We start from the raw sequence: 16819 nt of genomic DNA on the forward strand, positions 1-16819 counted from the left end.
GTCCCGGCGCGCTCACAGACTCAGCTCCGGATGCAGCCGGTCCAGCGTCCACACCTGCTTGCGGCGCGCGGCCACCGCGGTCAGGGCCAGCGCCCCCGCCGTGAACGCCAGGAGCACCGCACAGCCCTGCCAGACCGGGCCGAGCCCGCCGCCCGTGATCAGCCTGCGCAGCCCGTCGACGACGTAACTCATCGGCAAATAGGGGTGGATCGCGCCGAAGAACCCGGGGCTGGTCTGCACGGGGTACGTGCCCCCGGCCGAGGTCAGCTGGAGCATCAGCACGGCAAGGACGAGGATGCGTCCCGCCGCTCCGAACCGGGCGTTCAGCCACTGCACGATCGCACCGAAGCAGCAGGTCACAAGGGCGAGGAAACCGATGGTCCCGGCGGCGTGGGTCATCTGCAGCCCGAGTCCCCAGTGCAGTACGGACATGAGGGCGGCGACCTGCACCAGACCGATGGCGGCCACCGGCAGCCAGCCCGCGAAGGCGATCCGCCAGGCGGAGGCGCCGGCGGCGAGCGCCCGTCGGTTGAGCGGCTGGATCAGCATGTACGCCACCATCGCGCCGACCCAGAGGGAGAGCGGGATGAAGTACGGGGCGAACCCGGTGCCGTAGTTGGGCGCCTTGTGCAGTGACTGGGACGCGAGCTTCACCGGGTCGGCCATCACATCGGTGCGCCGGTCGCGGTCCTGCTCGTCGTAGTCGGGGATCCGGCCGACTCCGTCGTTCAGCCCCTGGGCGAGCGTCGCCGAGCCGTCGCCGAGCCGGATCAGTCCGCCGTCCAGACTCGTCGCGCCCTTCTTCAGCTCGCCGACACCGGCGTTCAGGTCGACGGACCCGGTTCGGGCGGACGTCAGACCGGTGTGCAGCTCGTCCGCACCCCTGGCGACCCGGTGGGCACCCGTATTGAGCGCATTGATCTTCGCGACGGCGGACTTCAGGTCCTCGTCGAGGTGCGGGGAGCGCTCGGCGAGGGCGTCGGCCTGCTTCTGCAGGGTGGTGAGCTGTGCGCGCAGTTTCTTCAGATCCCCGTTCTGGTTCGTGACCAGCACGTTCACATCGTCGGCGACCTGGGCGACATCGGCGGCGGCGGTCGTGGCGCGCTTCAGCGGGGGGCAGACGGTGGGGTCGGGGAGCAGCTGATCGTCGCACCGGGTGCGGTAGACGTCGGCCAGGTCGTCGGAGGCCCGGTGCGCGGCGGTCGCCGCGGTGGGCGCCGTCTTCACCAGCAGGTCGAGGTTGTCCCGTACGGTCTGCGAGGAATCGGCGACCAGCCGGGCGGTGTCGCCGATCGACTTGCCGTTGTCCTTCAGGAACGGGCGGACGTCGGCCGCCACGCCGTTGACCTTGTCGGCGAGCAGCTGTGTGCCGTCGGCGACCTGCCGGGACCCGGTTTCCAGGTCGCCCGCGCCCTTGTTCAGCCTGACGATCCCGCTCTCCAGCCGGCCACTGCTGGCCTTGGCGTCCTTGAGCCCGTCCGCGAGGTCCTTCGAGCCCTTCTTCGCCTTGCCGATCCCGCCCGTGAGGTCGTCGGCGCCCTTCGCGGCCTTCGCCGTCGCGTCGTGGAGATCGGAGAAGGAGATGAAGATCCGGTCGAGGAAGCCGCGCGAGGCGTTGGTGGATGCGGCGGTGCGGACCTCGGAGAACACCGTCCGGGAGATCTGCCCGACGATGTAGTTGTTGGCGTCGTTCGTACGTACCTGGAGTGCGCCGGTCTCCGGGGAGTCACCCGAACTGGAGGCGATCCGCTTGCTGAAGTCCGACGGCATGGTCAGCGAGAGGTAGAACGTTCCGTCCTCGACGCCCCGGCCGGCCTGGGCGGAGCTCACCTCGTGCCAGTCGAAGACCTTGGAGTCGAGCAGCTTGCGGGTGATCTCGTCACCGGCCTCGATGTGCTTCCCGACGGCGGTGGCGCCCTTGTCCTCGTTGACCAGCGCGACGGGGATCCGGTCGAGGCGGCTGTACGGGTCCCAGAAGGAGCACAGGTACAGGGCGCCGTAGAGCAGGGGCAGAAGCAGCAGGGCGACGAGTGCGGCACGGGGCAGCCTTCCCCTGCCGAAACGCTTCAGCTCAAGCGCGGCCAGTTTCGGCGATCGCATCGGCCGTCCCCTTCTCGGTCGTCGTCTTCTCGGTCGTGGTTCCGGTCGTCCTCCGGGCCGCGGGCGCCTCGGCCGCCTCCGCGGTGGCGGCGTGTGTCGTGTCTGCGGTGCCCGTGGCGTTCCCCGCGCGTGTGCCCTCCGCGCCCCCCTTGCCGTCCGTGCGCACGGTGATCGCGTCCTCGGGTGCCTGGCTGCAGACGGCGAGCACGGTCGTCCCGCCGGCGGCCACGGAGCGCAGCAGCTCCCAGGCCTCGGCGCGCTCGGTGTCGGAGAGCTTGAGGTCGGCGTCGTCCATCGCGAGCAGCCGTGGCCGGCCGACCAGGGCGAGGGCCACGGACAGCCGCAGCGCCTCCAGCCGCTCCAGATCGCGTACGGAGGTCCGCTCGGCCTTGGGCAGGTCGGCCGGGATGAGCCCGGCGGCGTCCAGTGCGGCGTCGATGCGGGCGCGGGAGGCGGCGGCGCGCTCGGCGCGGGGGCGGAGCAGCGTGCGCAGCGAGCCGTCGAAGCGGCGCTGCAGAAGCGCGCGTTCGTGCAGGTGCTCGGCGACGGTGAAGGCCGGGTCGAGCTCACTGACCCCCGGCACCGGGCCGAGGGCGCTGATCCTGCGTACGGCGGCCATGTGGCGCGGCAGGTGCAGACCACCCACCTCGGCGCGGCCCTCGGAGGGGCGCATCCGACCGGTCAGGGCGAGCAGCAGGCAGGTGCGGCCGGAACCGGACGGGCCCTCGATCGCGACCAGGGCGCCGGGTGGGGCGTCGAGCCGTACGCCCCGGAAGGCCCAGCCGCGCGGTCCCTTGAGCCCGAAGTCCTCGGCGGTGACAGCTGCCCCGTGCGGGCTGTCCACAGACCCTCCCTTTTAGACTGACTGGTCAGTACAAAAGATAGCTCGAACTCGCGAACGACACAAAAGGCCAGGTCAGGGCCTGATCGAGAGGGATTGTCAGTGGCGGGCCCCACGATGGATGCATACGGCCACGGAGCCGTCACACGACGACAGGAGGTTCGTCATGGCCAACTCGTCCGCAGCAGCCGCCTCTCGGCGCCGCGCAGGCGGCCCTGCCCCCTCACCGACCGGCCCCGCCCCGGCATCGAGCGGTCCGGCGAACGACGTCCACCCGGTGCTGCGCCGCACCACCGCGCCGCCCGCCGCCCTCGATCTGCTGGCCCAGGCCCGCGCCGGCCTCGAAGAGGCCGCCGTTCTCGCCGTGCCGAACGAGCGCTATGCCACCGCCCATCTCGCCGCGCTGCGCACCGCCGCCGCCGTGCTCGCCGCCCGCGGCCGGCCCGAAACGACCAGGCGACGCAGGGAGCGGATCCGCAGCGCCTGGGAGGTCCTCCCGGAGATCGCCCCGGAACTCACCGAATGGAGCGCCCTGTTCGCCTCGGGGGCCCGCCGCAGGGCCCGGGCGGAAGCGGGCATACCGGGGGCGGCCGGCAGCCGCGACGCCGATGATCTGCTGCGCGACGCCGCCATGTTCCTGCGCCTGGTCGAGCGGCTCCTGGCGCTCCAGCCGACGCTCCCCCAGGCCCGGAAGGAGCGGCCCGACGCGGGATGACGGCGGCAGCGGTCCGAGGCAATAGGGTGGACAGCACCCGCATCACCTGCACCGTTCACGCTCCGCCCGCAGTGGCGGCACCGTGCCGAGGAGTCAACTGCCGTGTCGGACCAGCTGCGCCCCCGTGCCTCCCTCCGTACCGCCGTGGTCTGGGAGGTCCTGAAGGACGCCCTCGACCGCCAGGTCAAGGCGACCGGCAGGGACGCCCTGGACGTCCTGGACACCGGCGGCGGCACCGGAAACTTCGCGGTGCCGGTCGCCCGGCTCGGCCACCGGGTCACCGTCGTCGACCCCAGCCCCAACGCGCTCTTCGCGCTGGAGCGCCGCGCCGCCGAGGCCGGAGTCGCCGACCGGGTCCGCGGCGTCCAGGGCGACATCCTCGGCCTGTTCGAGGTGGCCGAGCGCGGCGGTTACGACGCGGTGCTGTGCCATGGCGTCCTGGAGTACGTCGACGACCCCGCCGAGGGCGTGCGGAACGCTGTCGAGGCACTCCGCCCGGCCGGTGCGCTGAGCCTGCTCGCCGCGGGCCTCGGCGGTGCCGTCCTCGCCAGGGCGCTCGCCGGCCACTTCACCGAGGCCCGGCAGGCGCTCAGCGACCCCGCGGGCCGCTGGGGCGACGGCGACCCGATGCCCCGGCGCTACACCGCGGAGCAGCTCACCGAACTGGTCTCCGCGGCGGACGTGGAGGTCGGCGCGGTCCACGGCGTACGGGTCTTCGCCGACCTCGTTCCGGGCGTTCTGGTGGACACCGAGCCCGGAGCGATGGAGGCGCTGCTCAAGCTGGAGAGCGCGGTTGCGGAACTGCCGGCCTTCCATTCGGTCGCGACCCAGTTGCACGTTCTGGGCACGAAGCGCACCTGAGCCCGCGGCCGGGGTCCGGGCACAGCCGGGCCCCGGCACGGGCCGGCACCGGGCCGCGCCCGGCCGTAGTGCGGCTGATCAGCAACGCAGCTGCATACGGAGTACGCCCCAGGAGCCCCGATCGGGCTCCAGTCACCGTATGATCGGGGGACACCATCCGGCATGACGGATCGGAGGTTGGGGAATCAACGCCTCAGCAGCTGTGCCGTCGTGGCGGCCCGGACTGGCTGATTGGCAATGAGGGCGGGTTTCACGGGGGCGAATCCCTGCCTATCCTGGAAGGGCCGCAAACCGGCCGCCCCCCGTGGCCGACGACGAGGAGGACTCCGTGCCGCTCTCGGAGCACGAGCAGAGAATGCTCGAGCAGATGGAGCGAGCGCTGTACGCCGAAGATCCCAAGTTCGCGACAGCGCTCGAGGGAAGCGGGCTGCGTACGTACACCCGGCGACGGGTCTACCAGGCGGTCGCAGGATTCCTGGTGGGTATCGCGCTCCTCATGGCCGGAATGGTCGCCAAGCAGATCTGGATCAGCGTGGTGGGGTTCCTCGTCATGCTGGGCTGTGCGGTCCTTGCGGTCACCGGTTGGCGCAAGGCGCCCAAGCCCGGCGAGCAGCAGGCTGCCGGAGGCGGGGGCGGACGCCGACACCCCAAGCAACGCCGAACCGTGATGAACCGGATCGAGCAGCGGTGGCAGCGCCGCCGTGACGAACAGGGTCAGTAACCCCTTCTGAACGTGTGTGGGTGAGGGACGGCCGCATGACTGCGGTCGTCCCTCACCCATGTCTGCGTACCACCCGCGCCGGCTGCCTGCCGTGTGCTGCGGTGCCGCACGGTCTCCGATCCGAACCGCCCACGGCTTTCGCTCTCCGCCGTCGAACGGTCGGGGGCGGAGCCGATCCAGGACGGAGCGTGTGCAACGGGGCGCGGCCGCCGGCCGCGCCCCTCAGCCCTGCTGCCGGGACGGCCACCGCAGCAACCCGCCCCACCGTGCCGCCCACCGGCCGGTCAGCGCGGACCAGCGCTCGGAGGCCGCCCACACCGCACGTGCCGCCGAGCGCGGTGCCACGACCGCCCGGATCCGGGTGGAGCGGTCGGTGGAGGCCCGCAACCCGCTGCGTACCGTCTCCACGTCTTCCGTGAGCCCCGTGGCCGCCCGGGGCTGCGGGGCGTACAGCACCTGCTCCACCGCCCCCGCCACCCGGTGCACGGCGGCGGCCTCGTCGGGGTCCAGCTGCCCCAGCCGCACCACCCGCGCCGCCGCCTTGCGCGGCGTCTGCGAATCGTCGGGGCCGATGCCGTGGTCCCACGCCGTATCGGTGATCTCCAGCCAGGCCGCCAGCGTCCTGGCCGTCGCATCCGCCTGCGTACGCCCCGAGGACGAGTTCAGCCTCTGCGTACGCACCCGAACCCGCCAGAACATCGGCAGCAACGGCAGCGTGAGCACCAGCAGGATCGCCAGGGCACCCCAGACGATGGTGCCCGTGGGCGTCCCAGGGTCCTGCGGCTCCGCGAAGCCCGGCGCCGCAGTGGGGCCGCAATCGCCCTGCCTGCGCTGCTGCGACGAGCAGCTCACCGACGCGGAGGGCGCTGCCGACGGGGCGGCCGCGGCACTCGCCTCCGGCCCGCTCGGGGCGGTCGTGTCGCCGGTGGGCGCGTTCGGCTGCGTGTACGTGGGCACGCTGCCCCGCGACGGCGTCGGCTCGAAGCGGGTCCATCCGATGCCCTGGAAGTACAGCTCGGGCCAGGCGTGCGCGTCGCGCAGCCCCACCGACACCGAACCGTCCGACTGCACGGTGCCGGGCGTGAAGCCCACGGCGACCCGGGCCGGGATGCCCAGCGTCCGTGCCATCGCGGCCATCGTGAACGAGAAGTGGACGCAGAAGCCCCGTTTTTCCTTCAGGAACCGGGCGATCGCCGCCGAGCCGGTGCCGGAGGTCACCGAGGTGTCGTAGGTGAAGTCGCCCTCCGAGGCGAAGAAGTTCTGCAGCTTCACCGCGCGCTCGTAGTCGTTGGTGGAGCCCTTCGTCACCCGGTCCGCCGTCTCCTTGACCACCTTCGGGAGCGAGCCCGGGATCCGGGTGTACTCGTTCCGTAGCGCGGCCGGTGCCGGGACCGCCGCGGCCAGCTGATCCGCGGTCGGCTGCACCACCAGGCTGGAGACCTGGTACGTCGCCCCACGGGTCGTCTGGCCACGGTCACCGACGAGGGTGCGCCCCTCGGGCTCGTACCGCCAGCGCCCGTCGATCCTGACCTCGGCAGCCGGGTAGGGGAGCGGCAGATAGGTCTGCTGGTACGAGCGGGACGCGGAGATGTTCGTCCTGATCTCCGTGACGGCGACATCCGAAGCCAGTCCCGCCGGATCGGGAAGCCGCTTCGGTACGTCCTGCAGACTGCGCCGCGAGGGCCGCCACTCGCTTCCGGTGAACTGGTCCAGGGCCAGGATCCGCAGATAGAAGTCCTGGGGACTGGTGGAATTGGTGCGGTACGACATCACCTGCCGGTTCTCCGGCTGGTTCAGATCGTTCTGCAGCGAGACCAGCGGGTTGACCGCGGAGATCGTGCCGCCGCCTCCGCCCTTGCCCGCCCCGGTCCCCGAACCGGCCAGCAGGCCGCCGTCGAGCGCAGGCAGCGCAGCCGGTACGGCCAGGGAGATCCCCAGCGCCAGCGCACCGATCCGCCGTCCGGTGCGGACCGGGGCGTGCACCTGGCCGCCCGACGCATCCCGGCCGGCCGGTGTCCGGCCCACGCCGCCGAAGACCCGGCCCCACTGGGAGAGCCGGTCCCGTCCCTCGGCCAGCAGAAGGAGCAGATAGCCGCAGGCCGCGAGCAGGAACCACAGCCAGCCCGCACCGCCGCCGCCGGACAGTCCGGCAGCCACCGAGTAGAGCGCGAGGAGCGGCAGACCGGCCGGGGCCGCGCTGCGGAACGTCACCGCGAGGGTGTCCACGGCAAGCCCGATCAGCAATACGCCGCCGACCAGCATCAGCCGGATGCCCTCCGTCGCGGGTGCCGGAATGGCGTACCTGCCGACATCGTCCACGCCTGCCGTCAGCAGGTCCGCGAGCCGCTGGACGGCCTCGGGACCGGGCAGGAAGCCGACCATGGCCTGGCCCCGGGCGAACACCACGGTCACCAGCACCAGAGCGACGAGGAACTGCATCGCGATGGTGAGCAGCCGCGGCAACGGCGCCCGGCGGGCGAGCGCGCCCACCCCGCTCTGGACCGCCAGCAGGAACGTGGCCTGCAGGATCCAGTAGGACCGGTCGACCAACGGCAGCATCGACCCCGCCGCCAACAGCGTCGCCGCAAAGGCGCAGAGCGCCAGCCGACCGCGACCGCTCATGACCGTCCCCTCATGACCGTCCCCCGCCGAAACCTCATGACCATCCCCCGGTGAAACCCGTCGTCCCGCCCGTGGCGCCGTTCGACAGGGCGGACTGCATCACGGAGCTCTGCTGTCCCGCCAGCTGCCACAGCTCGGCGAGCTTCGCTCCGGGCTCCACCGGGACCACCGTCCAGCCCGATTCGCGCAGCAGCCGCAACCGCTCCTGCGACGCCCCGCGCGTGGCGTCCTGCGGATCGCCGTGCGCCCAGGCCTCGCTGTCCAGCACGAACGCGACGGCACCGCCGCTGCGCTGGCGCATCCTGGCCGCCACTGCGGCCTGCTCCTCGTCCAGATCGCCGAAGAAGGCGACCAGCAGCCCTTCGTTGCCGCCGCGCAGCACGTCGTACGCGCGCGACAGGCCATCCCCGTCGGAGTGGTCGACGACCGCGAGCGTGTCCATCATCAGCCCCGCGGAGTCGGCGGACTCCTGGGTCGATCCGGCGAAGCCGCCCTCGCCCTGCCCCGGCACCGAACTTCCGTCGTCGGTCAGCAGTCGCACCGCGAAGCCCCGCTCCAGCATGTGCACCAGAGCGGACGCGGCCCCCGACACCGCCCATTCGAAGGCGGAGTCGGGACCGATCCCCAGATAGGCGATCCGCCGGGTGTCGAGCAGCACCGTGCACCTGGCCCGTTGCGGCTGTTCCTCGCGGCGCACCATCAGCTCGCCGTAGCGCGCGGTGGAGCGCCAGTGGACCCGGCGCAGATCGTCGCCGTGCCGGTAGCCGCGCGGAATCACGTCGTCCTCACCGGCCAGTGCCAGTGAGCGCTGCCGCCCCTCGCCGTACCCGGAGGCCTCGCCGGCCAGCCGCATCGGCGGCAGCGGCTCGGTCCGAGGGATGACGACCAGGGTGTCGTACGCGCTGAACGAGCGGGTCAGCTCGCACATACCGAACGGATCGCTCAGCCGCAGCTGCAGCGGTCCGAGCGGATACCGCCCGCGCAGATCCGACCGGACCCGGTACGACACCTCGCGGGCACCGCCCGCCTCCACCCGGTCCAGCACGAACCGGGGCCGCGGCCCCAGAACGTACGGCACCCGGTCCTGCAGCATCAGCAGCCCGGTGGGCAGCCGCGACACGTTCTCCATCCGCAGATGGACCCGCGCCTCGGTGCCCGCCGGGACCCGGGACGGGGTGAGCCGCCGGGTGCCCGCGACCCGGTAGCGGGTGCGGAAGAGCACCGCCACACAGACCAGCGGCAGAACGGCGAGCAGCATCCCGACCCGCAGCAGATCCCCCTGGCCCAGCACGTACGCGCAGATCGCGGCCGCGATCCCGGCCGCGAGGAAGGACCGCCCGCGCGTGGTCAGCCCGCCCAGCGCGGCCCGGAGACCGCCCTTGTCGTCGCCGTCGTTCATCGCGGCGGGCCCCCCGGCGGCCATCACACCCGCCGCATGCCGGGCGGCTGCTGCCGGCCGTACACCGCGGCGCCGGGCTGGTGCGGCGACGGAGCCGGGACGGCCGTACCGCCACCGGCGGTCGGCACCGGTGTCTGCTGCAGGATCTCCAGCACGACCTGCTCAGCCGTACGCCGGTTCAACTGGGCCTGGGCGGTGGGCAGCAGCCGGTGCGCGAGGACCGCGACCGCCAGCGCCTGCACATCGTCCGGAAGGCAGTAGTCCCGCCCGCTCAGCGCAGCCGAGGCCTTCGAGGCGCGCAGCAGATGCAGCGTGGCACGCGGCGAGGCGCCGAGCCGCAGATCGGGGTGGACACGGGTGGCCCCGACCAGCTCCACCGCGTACCGCCGTACCGAATCGGCCACATGGACCGTCCGTACCGCTTCGATCAGCTTCACGATGTCGTGGGCGTGCGCCACCGGCTGCAGATCGTCGAGCGGTGAGACCCCGCCGTGGACATCGAGCATCCGCAGCTCGGCCTCCGCGCTGGGATAGCCGATCGACACCCGGGCCATGAAGCGGTCGCGCTGGGCCTCGGGCAGCGGATACGTGCCCTCCATCTCCACCGGGTTCTGGGTGGCCACCACCATGAAGGGGTCGGGCAGCTCGTAACTGTGCCCGTCGATGGTGACCTGGCGCTCCTCCATCGACTCCAGCAGCGCGGACTGCGTCTTCGGCGAGGCGCGGTTGATCTCGTCGCCGATCACGATCTGGGCGAAGATCGCACCCGGCTTGAACTCGAATTCTCGCCGCTGCTGGTCGAAGATGGACACACCCGTGATGTCCGAAGGCAGCAGATCCGGTGTGAACTGGATGCGCCGCACCGAGCAGTCGATCGACCGCGCGAGCGCCTTGGCCAGCATGGTCTTGCCCACTCCGGGGACATCCTCGATGAGGAGATGGCCCTCCGCGAGCAGCACGGTCAGCGAAAGCCGTACGACCTCAGGCTTGCCCTCGATCACAGCCTCCACCGACCCGCGCACCCGCTCCGCTGTGGTCGTCAGATCTGTGAGGCTCGCTCGATCGTCATAGGTCGTCACCCCGGCCCTCCTCGGCCCTGCCCCCTGCTCCCGAGGAGCAGGGGGGTACCCCATTCATGGGCCGATGCGCTGTCGTTGGACCGGCCACCCCGAAACACGGACACCCTTCGGACGCGTCCGGCGGGATGTCACACCCGCATTCTTGTTGCCGTTACCGCTTCGTGTCACTCGCCTGTGGACAACTGGGAGCGAAATGTCGGGGTTGCGGGAATTTTTGGTGCCCGTCGCGATGCCTCGGACGTCAGCTGGTGGGGAGGATCTCACGCAGCAAGCCGCTGGTCACGTCGAAGACGAAGCCGCGGACGTCATCGGTGTGCAGGAGGAACGGCGAGGTGCGGACGCGCTGCATCGACTGCCGCACGTCCTGATCCGCGTCCTTGTACGCCTCCACGGCCCAGACCGGCCGCTGACCGACCTCCACCTCCAGCTCCTGCCGGAACTCCTCGGTGATCGACTCGAGGCCGCAGTTGGTGTGGTGGATGAGTATGACGCTGCGGGTGCCGAGCGCCCGCTGGCTGATGGTCAGGGACCGGATCACGTCGTCGGTGACCACTCCGCCCGCGTTGCGGATGGTGTGGCAGTCGCCGAGCGCCAGGCCGAGCGCGTCGTGGAGGTCGAGCCGGGCGTCCATGCAGGCGACCACGGCGACCTTCAGCACCGGCCGCGCGTCCATGCCCGGATCGTCGAATTCGGCCGCGTAACGGATGTTCGCCTCGACCAGCCGGTCGGTGACCGTACCGCCGGTGCGGGCCTGTCCGGCAGCGGGTGCGGAGTGCTCGGTGGGGGACTGCGCGGTAGTCGACATGGATATGACGTTAGCTGTCACAAAGCGCCTTGGCGTGCTGTGGGTCGGGACAAAGAACGTCAACGAGGCTTGTTGTGAGGTAACCCACAAGCCTCACACCGGATCGCCCGGCCGGGTGAACGGCGGGTCGGGCGACGCGCTGTCCGGTTCATTGATCGGGAATCGATCGAATGGCAGGGTGGACTAAAGTGACGGGAAGTTACCGACAGCTTGCACATTTCCGAAGATTTCCCCTGTGTGCGCGGCGTACGTACGGCCCGGCCCTCTCCCGCTCGCCGGTCGGCCGACGCCACTTCCCCGGCGCCGGCTGACCTCCCCTTCCGAGCGGGCGGGGACCAGGCCGCACGTGCAGCCACACGGGACCTGAGCCTGAGAGGGCGCATGAGCCAGACCCGACACGTCCCGGTGATGCTCCAGCGATGCCTGGACCTGTTGGCCCCGGCTCTGGAGGCACCGAGCCCGCAGCAGCCCGTGGTGGTCGACTGCACCCTCGGTCTCGGCGGCCACAGCGAGGCCCTGCTCGCCGCCTTCCCGTCCGCGCGGCTGATCGCACTGGACCGGGACAAGGAGGCCCTGCGCCTGTCCGGTGAGCGGCTCGCCCCGTACGGCGACCGGGCCACGCTGGTGCACGCCGTCTACGACGAGCTGCCCGAGGTGCTCGCCCGGCTCGGTGTCCCCAAGGTCCAGGGTGTCCTGTTCGATCTCGGGGTCTCCTCCATGCAGCTGGACGAGGCCGACCGCGGATTCGCGTACGCCCAGGACGCCCCGCTCGACATGCGGATGGACCAGACGACCGGCATCGGCGCGGCCGAGGTGCTCAACACCTACCCGCCGGGCGAGCTCGTCCGGATCCTGCGCGCGTACGGCGAGGAGAAGCAGGCCAAGCGGATCGTCTCCGCGATCGTGCGCGAGCGCGAGAAGGAGCCGTTCAGCAACAGCGCCCGGCTCGTCGAGCTGATCCGTGACGCGCTGCCGCAGGCCGCCAAGCGCACCGGCGGCAATCCCGCCAAGCGCACCTTCCAGGCCTTGCGCATCGAGGTCAACGGCGAGCTCACCGTCCTGGAGCGGGCGATCCCGGCCGCCGTGGAGGCCCTCGCCGTGGGGGGCCGGATCGCCGTCCTCTCGTACCACTCGCTGGAGGACCGGCTGGTCAAGCAGGTCTTCGCGGCAGGTGCCGCCAACACGGCGCCGCCCGGACTGCCCGTGGTCCCCGAGCGCTACCAGCCCCGGCTGAAGCTCCTGACCCGCGGCGCGGAACTGCCCACCGAGGAGGAGGTCGCCGAGAACCGGCGCGCCGCCCCCGCCCGGCTGCGCGGCGCCCAGCGGATCCGCGAGGAGGAACGATGAGCACGGCCGGCCCGGCCGGCACAGCACCGGGAGAGGTCGAGGTGGCGCGGTGAGCGGACCGGCCGGACAGCTGAGAGGACGGGCCGCGCGGCTCGTGCGGCTGATGCCCTCCGGGCCCAGCAACGCGGCGCGTACCCCCTTCGTCCTGCTGATCGTGCTGCTCCTCGGCGGCGGCCTGATCACCCTTCTGCTGCTGAACTCCGCGCTCAACGAAGGATCGTTCAGGCTGAGTGAGCTGAAGAAACGGACCACCGACCTCACCGACGAGGAGCAGGCCCTCCAACGGGACGTCGACGGCCGCTCCGAGCCGGATGCCCTGGAGCGGCGCGCCCGTGAGCTCGGCATGGTGCCCGGCGGCAGCCCCGCCTTCCTCGGCCCCGACGGTACGGTCCGCGGCGTTCCCTCCCAGGTCTTCGCCCCGGCGCAGCCCCGGAAGCCCGCGGCCCCGCCGCCGGCCACCGCCTCGCCGTCGCACTCCGTGTCGCCGGCGCCCTCCGGTTCCGCCTCCGCACCGCCCGCCACGAAGCCCAGCACCTCGGCGGCGCAGCCGAGCACCCCGGCACACCAGTCCTCGACGAGCCCCGGCAGGTGATGCAGTGCCCTCCAAGGAACCACCGCGCCGCCGGGTACCCGGCCCCGCGCGCCCCCGCAGCGCCGCCCCCGGCCAGGCCCGACCCCGGCCCGCCTCCCGCCACCCGTCGTCGGCTGCCCCGCGCAGACCGTCGTCGCGCCCGCTGCGGCTGGGCAGCCCGCGTCCCCGGCTCCGCCTGGTCAGTCTGGCGCTGACGCTCGTCATGCTGGCGTTCGTCGTCCGGCTTCTCCAGGTCCAGGCCGTCGACGCCAGCGCGTATGCCGCCAAGGCCGAGAAGAACCGCTACCTCGAGTACACGATCTCCGCCGAGCGCGGCGAGATCACCGACCGCAGCGGCATCGCTCTGGCCACCAGCGTCGACGCGTACAACATCACCGCCGACCCCAAGATGTTCACGCCGGAGGAGAGCAAGGCCCCGGACGCACCGCAGCAGGCCGCCGCCCTCCTCGCCCCCATCCTCGGAGCCGACGCCGGGGAGCTGACGGAGAAGCTCTCGAAGCCGAACAGCCGGTACGCCGTCCTGGCCCGCCGGCAGACCCCGCAGGTCTGGAAGCAGATCAAGGACCTCAAGTCCGTGTTCGCCGAGAAGGCGCAGAAGGACAAGGCCGGCGGCGGTACCGGCGCCAATGTGCTGGCCGGTGTCTTCCAGGAGGCGACCACCAAGCGGGTCTACCCCAACGGCGGGCTGGCCGCCGGGATACTGGGTTACGTCAACGCCGAGGGCAAGGGTGCGGGCGGCCTCGAGTCGCAGCTGGACCAGGAGCTCGCGGGCAAGGACGGCGAGATCAAGTACGCCCAGTCCGGCGGCCGCCGGGTGCCCACCGCGGGCACCAGGGAGGTCCCGGCCGTCGCGGGTTCCGACATCGAGCTGACCATCGACCGGGACATCCAGTGGGCCGCCCAGCAGGCCATCTCGGAGCAGGTGAAGAAGTCCAAGGCGGACCGCGGCTACGTCATCGTGCAGAACACGCGGACCGGCGAGGTGCTCGCCATGGCCAACGCCCCCGGCTTCGACCCCAACGACCTCTCGCAGGCCGACGCGGCATCGCTGGGCAACGCGGCGCTGCAGGACGTGTACGAGCCCGGTTCCACCAGCAAGGTCATGTCCATGGCCGCCGTGCTGGAGGAGAAGGCCGCCACCCCCGGCACCCATGTCACCGTCCCCAACCGGCTGCACCGCGGCGACCGGCTCTTCAGGGACGACATCGACCACGCCACCTGGTACCTGACGCTCAACGGCGTACTCGCCAAGTCCAGCAACATCGGCACCATCCTGGCCACCGGGCAGCTCCGCAAGACCCAGGCCGCCGCCAACAAGGTCCTCTACTCGTACCTGCGCAAGTTCGGCATCGGAAGCCCGACCGGGCTGGACTACCCGGGGGAGACCCCCGGCATCCTCGCCGAGCCGCAGGACTGGTCGACCTCCCAGCAGTACACGATCCCGTTCGGCCAGGGCCTCTCGCTCAACGCCATGCAGGCCGCCTCGGTCTACTCGACGATCGCCAACGGCGGTGTCCGGATCCAGCCCACGCTGGTGCGCGGTACCAAGGGCGCCGACGGCCGGTTCAACCCCGCGCCCGCTCCCGGACAGAACCGGGTGGTCAGCGAGAAGACCGCGAAGTCGCTCGCACGCATGCTGGAGTCGGTGGTCGGTGACGAGGAGGGCACCGGCACCAAGGCCCGGATCCCCGGCTACCGGGTCGCGGGCAAGACCGGGACGGCCAACCGGGTCGATCCGGTCCGCGGCGGATACCACGGCTACACCGCGTCCTTCGCGGGCTTCGCACCCTCCGACGACCCGCAGATCACCGTCTACTGTGCGATCCAGAACCCGACGAAGGGCAGCTACTTCGGCGGACAGATCTGCGGTCCCATCTACAAGCAGGTCATGGAGTTCGCACTGAAGACGCTCCAGATCGCACCGTCCGGCAGCAAGCCCGCCCGGCTGCCGGTGTCCTTCCAGCCCGGCGAGTGAACTCGGGGTAACCAGCCAGTGACAACCATCGCCCCTGATCCCGGAAACCGGAACGGGAACCACCCGGGCCCGGCCCCCTCACTTCGCGAGGGGCCGGGTGCGCCCGGTACGCTCACCGCCGTGCCCCACGCTGAACAGTCCCAAACCACCCAGAAGGACGCGCCTGTGAACTACCCGGGAGCGCCCCGCCCGGACCGGCTCCGGCCGACCCCGCTCGGCGAGCTGGCAGCCCGGCTGGGAGTCGAGCCGCCGGGATCCGGTGAGGTCACCGGCATCACCCACGACTCGCGGGCGGTTCGACCCGGCGACGTGTACGCGGCGCTGCCCGGCGCCAGGTTCCACGGCGCCGACTTCGCCGCCCAGGCGGCCGGCCTCGGCGCGGCAGCGGTCCTCACCGACCCGGCGGGCGCCGAGCGCGCCGCCGCCACCGGACTGCCGGTGCTGGTCACCGAGCACCCGCGCGGCCGGATGGGCGAACTCGCCGCCGAGATCTACGGGCGGCCGGGCGCCGGCCTCCTCCAGGTCGGCATCACCGGAACGTCCGGGAAGACCACCACCGCGTACCTCGTCGAGGGCGGCTTCCGGGGCGCCGGACGCACCACCGGGCTGATCGGCACGGTCGAGATGCGGATCGGCGACGAGCGCATCAAGTCCGAGCGCACCACCCCCGAGGCCACCGATCTCCAGGCCCTGTTCGCCGTCATGCGCGAGCGCGGCGTCGACGCGGTCACCATGGAGGTCTCCAGCCACGCGCTGGTCCTCGGCCGGGTCGACGGCTGCGTCTTCGACGTCGCCGTCTTCAACAACCTCAGCCCGGAGCACATGGAGTTCCACTCCGGCATGGAGGACTACTTCCAGGCCAAGGCCCAGCTGTTCACCCCGCAGCGCAGCCGGCAGGGCGTCGTCAACCTCGATGACGCGTACGGCCGCAGGCTGGTCACGGAGGCGACCGTGCCGGTCGTCACCTTCTCCGCAGAGGGCCACCCGGATGCCGACTGGCGTGCCGAGAACGTCGAAATCGGCCCCCTGGGATCCACCTTCACCGTGGTCGGCCCCAAGGACGAGCGGATCACCGCGGGCGCTCCGCTGCCGGGCCCGTTCAACGTCGCCAACGCCCTCGCCGCGATCGTCACCCTCGCCGTCGCGGGCGTCGACCCGCAGACGGCAGCCGACGGTGTCGCCGCCGTCCCCGGCGTCCCGGGCCGGCTGGAACGCGTCGACGCCGGACAGCCTTACCTCGCGGTCGTCGACTACGCGCACAAGACCGACGCCGTCGAGTCCGTCCTGCGCTCCCTGCGCAAGGTCACCGAGGGCAAGCTGCACGTCGTGCTCGGCTGCGGAGGCGACCGCGACACCACGAAACGCGGCCCGATGGGCGCAGCCGCTGCCCGGCTCGCCGACACCGCCGTACTGACCTCGGACAACCCCCGCTCCGAGGACCCCCTGGCCATCCTGACCGCGATGCTCTCGGGCGCCGCCGAGGTGCCGTCGCACGAGCGCGGCGACGTCCTGGTCGACGCCGACCGGGCCGCCGCCATCGCCACCGCGGTCGCCCGCGCCCGGCCCGGCGACACCGTGCTGATCGCCGGCAAGGGCCACGAACAGGGCCAGGACATCCACGGAGTGGTACGCCCCTTCGACGACCGCACGGTGCTGCGCGCGGCCATCGCACGGTCCATGGGGCACACGAGCGCCGACGACGCCCCGGTGGCCGTCCCGGAGCTCGCCCACACCCACGAGAACAACAGTCAGGGATGACCAA

General features: G+C 71.8%; 13 protein-coding genes. 7 read left to right on the top strand and 6 right to left on the bottom strand.

Features of this window, described 5'->3' with window-relative positions; all coding sequences use genetic code 11:
• Positions 1-12 precede the first annotated feature (12 nt).
• Both OG878_RS28740 and OG878_RS28745 read right to left on the bottom strand, forming a co-directional pair.
• Positions 13-2100 carry a YhgE/Pip domain-containing protein gene (locus tag OG878_RS28740; RefSeq protein WP_328889458.1) on the bottom strand — a complete coding sequence of 696 codons (2088 nt, stop codon included), beginning with the start codon at positions 2098-2100 and terminating at the stop codon, positions 13-15.
• Entirely contained in the window at positions 2072-2944 is an 873-nt protein-coding gene (locus tag OG878_RS28745; RefSeq protein WP_328889459.1) for an ATP-binding cassette domain-containing protein, read from the bottom strand. Before OG878_RS28745 ends, OG878_RS28740 begins: the two co-directional genes overlap by 29 nt.
• A gap of 163 nt (positions 2945-3107) precedes the next feature.
• Between OG878_RS28745 and OG878_RS28750 the strand changes: the two genes are divergently transcribed.
• From OG878_RS28750 to OG878_RS28760, 3 genes are all read left to right on the top strand, one after another.
• Positions 3108-3656, top strand: a complete 549-nt coding sequence (locus tag OG878_RS28750) for an SAV_6107 family HEPN domain-containing protein (protein WP_328889460.1) — start codon at positions 3108-3110, stop codon at positions 3654-3656.
• 102 nt (positions 3657-3758) lie between these two features.
• The gene (locus tag OG878_RS28755; protein ID WP_328889461.1) at positions 3759-4517 is read left to right on the top strand and encodes a class I SAM-dependent methyltransferase; all 759 of its coding nucleotides are present in this window, start codon (positions 3759-3761) and stop codon (positions 4515-4517) included.
• A gap of 328 nt (positions 4518-4845) precedes the next feature.
• Positions 4846-5238: a DUF3040 domain-containing protein gene (locus OG878_RS28760; RefSeq protein WP_328889462.1), complete on the top strand. Its 393-nt coding sequence runs from the start codon at positions 4846-4848 to the stop codon at positions 5236-5238.
• A gap of 222 nt (positions 5239-5460) precedes the next feature.
• Here OG878_RS28760 and OG878_RS28765 read toward each other — a convergent pair whose 3' ends face one another.
• From OG878_RS28765 to OG878_RS28780, 4 genes are all read right to left on the bottom strand, one after another.
• Positions 5461-7860, bottom strand: coding sequence for a transglutaminase TgpA family protein (locus tag OG878_RS28765; protein ID WP_328889463.1), 2400 nt, complete (start codon positions 7858-7860; stop codon positions 5461-5463).
• A 34-nt stretch (positions 7861-7894) separates the two neighbouring features.
• Positions 7895-9283 (bottom strand): DUF58 domain-containing protein, encoded by a 1389-nt coding sequence (locus OG878_RS28770; protein WP_328889464.1) that lies wholly within the window; start codon positions 9281-9283, stop codon positions 7895-7897.
• The gene (locus OG878_RS28775; protein ID WP_328889465.1) at positions 9283-10338 is read right to left on the bottom strand and encodes an AAA family ATPase; all 1056 of its coding nucleotides are present in this window, start codon (positions 10336-10338) and stop codon (positions 9283-9285) included. The genes OG878_RS28770 and OG878_RS28775 overlap by 1 nt, the downstream gene beginning before the upstream one ends.
• Positions 10339-10579: 241 nt before the next feature.
• Positions 10580-11143, bottom strand: coding sequence for a beta-class carbonic anhydrase (locus tag OG878_RS28780; RefSeq protein WP_328889466.1), 564 nt, complete (start codon positions 11141-11143; stop codon positions 10580-10582).
• A gap of 381 nt (positions 11144-11524) precedes the next feature.
• On the opposite strand from OG878_RS28780, the gene rsmH reads away from it, so the two are divergent.
• The 4 genes from rsmH to OG878_RS28800 are packed head-to-tail and all read left to right on the top strand — an operon-like array spanning position 11525 to position 16815.
• Complete coding sequence (gene rsmH, locus OG878_RS28785) at positions 11525-12490, top strand: 16S rRNA (cytosine(1402)-N(4))-methyltransferase RsmH (RefSeq protein ID WP_328889467.1); 966 nt, start codon at positions 11525-11527, stop codon at positions 12488-12490.
• Between the two features lie 49 nt (positions 12491-12539).
• Positions 12540-13082 carry an FtsB family cell division protein gene (locus OG878_RS28790; protein ID WP_328889468.1) on the top strand — a complete coding sequence of 181 codons (543 nt, stop codon included), beginning with the start codon at positions 12540-12542 and terminating at the stop codon, positions 13080-13082.
• Between the two features lie 4 nt (positions 13083-13086).
• Positions 13087-15057 carry a peptidoglycan D,D-transpeptidase FtsI family protein gene (locus OG878_RS28795; RefSeq protein ID WP_328889469.1) on the top strand — a complete coding sequence of 657 codons (1971 nt, stop codon included), beginning with the start codon at positions 13087-13089 and terminating at the stop codon, positions 15055-15057.
• Between the two features lie 18 nt (positions 15058-15075).
• Positions 15076-16815, top strand: a complete 1740-nt coding sequence (locus OG878_RS28800) for a UDP-N-acetylmuramoyl-L-alanyl-D-glutamate--2,6-diaminopimelate ligase (protein ID WP_328889470.1) — start codon at positions 15076-15078, stop codon at positions 16813-16815.
• The last annotated feature ends 4 nt before the right edge of the window (positions 16816-16819 follow it).

It is taken from the genome of Streptomyces sp. NBC_00316, assembly GCF_036158715.1.
GTDB lineage: Bacteria > Actinomycetota > Actinomycetes > Streptomycetales > Streptomycetaceae > Streptomyces.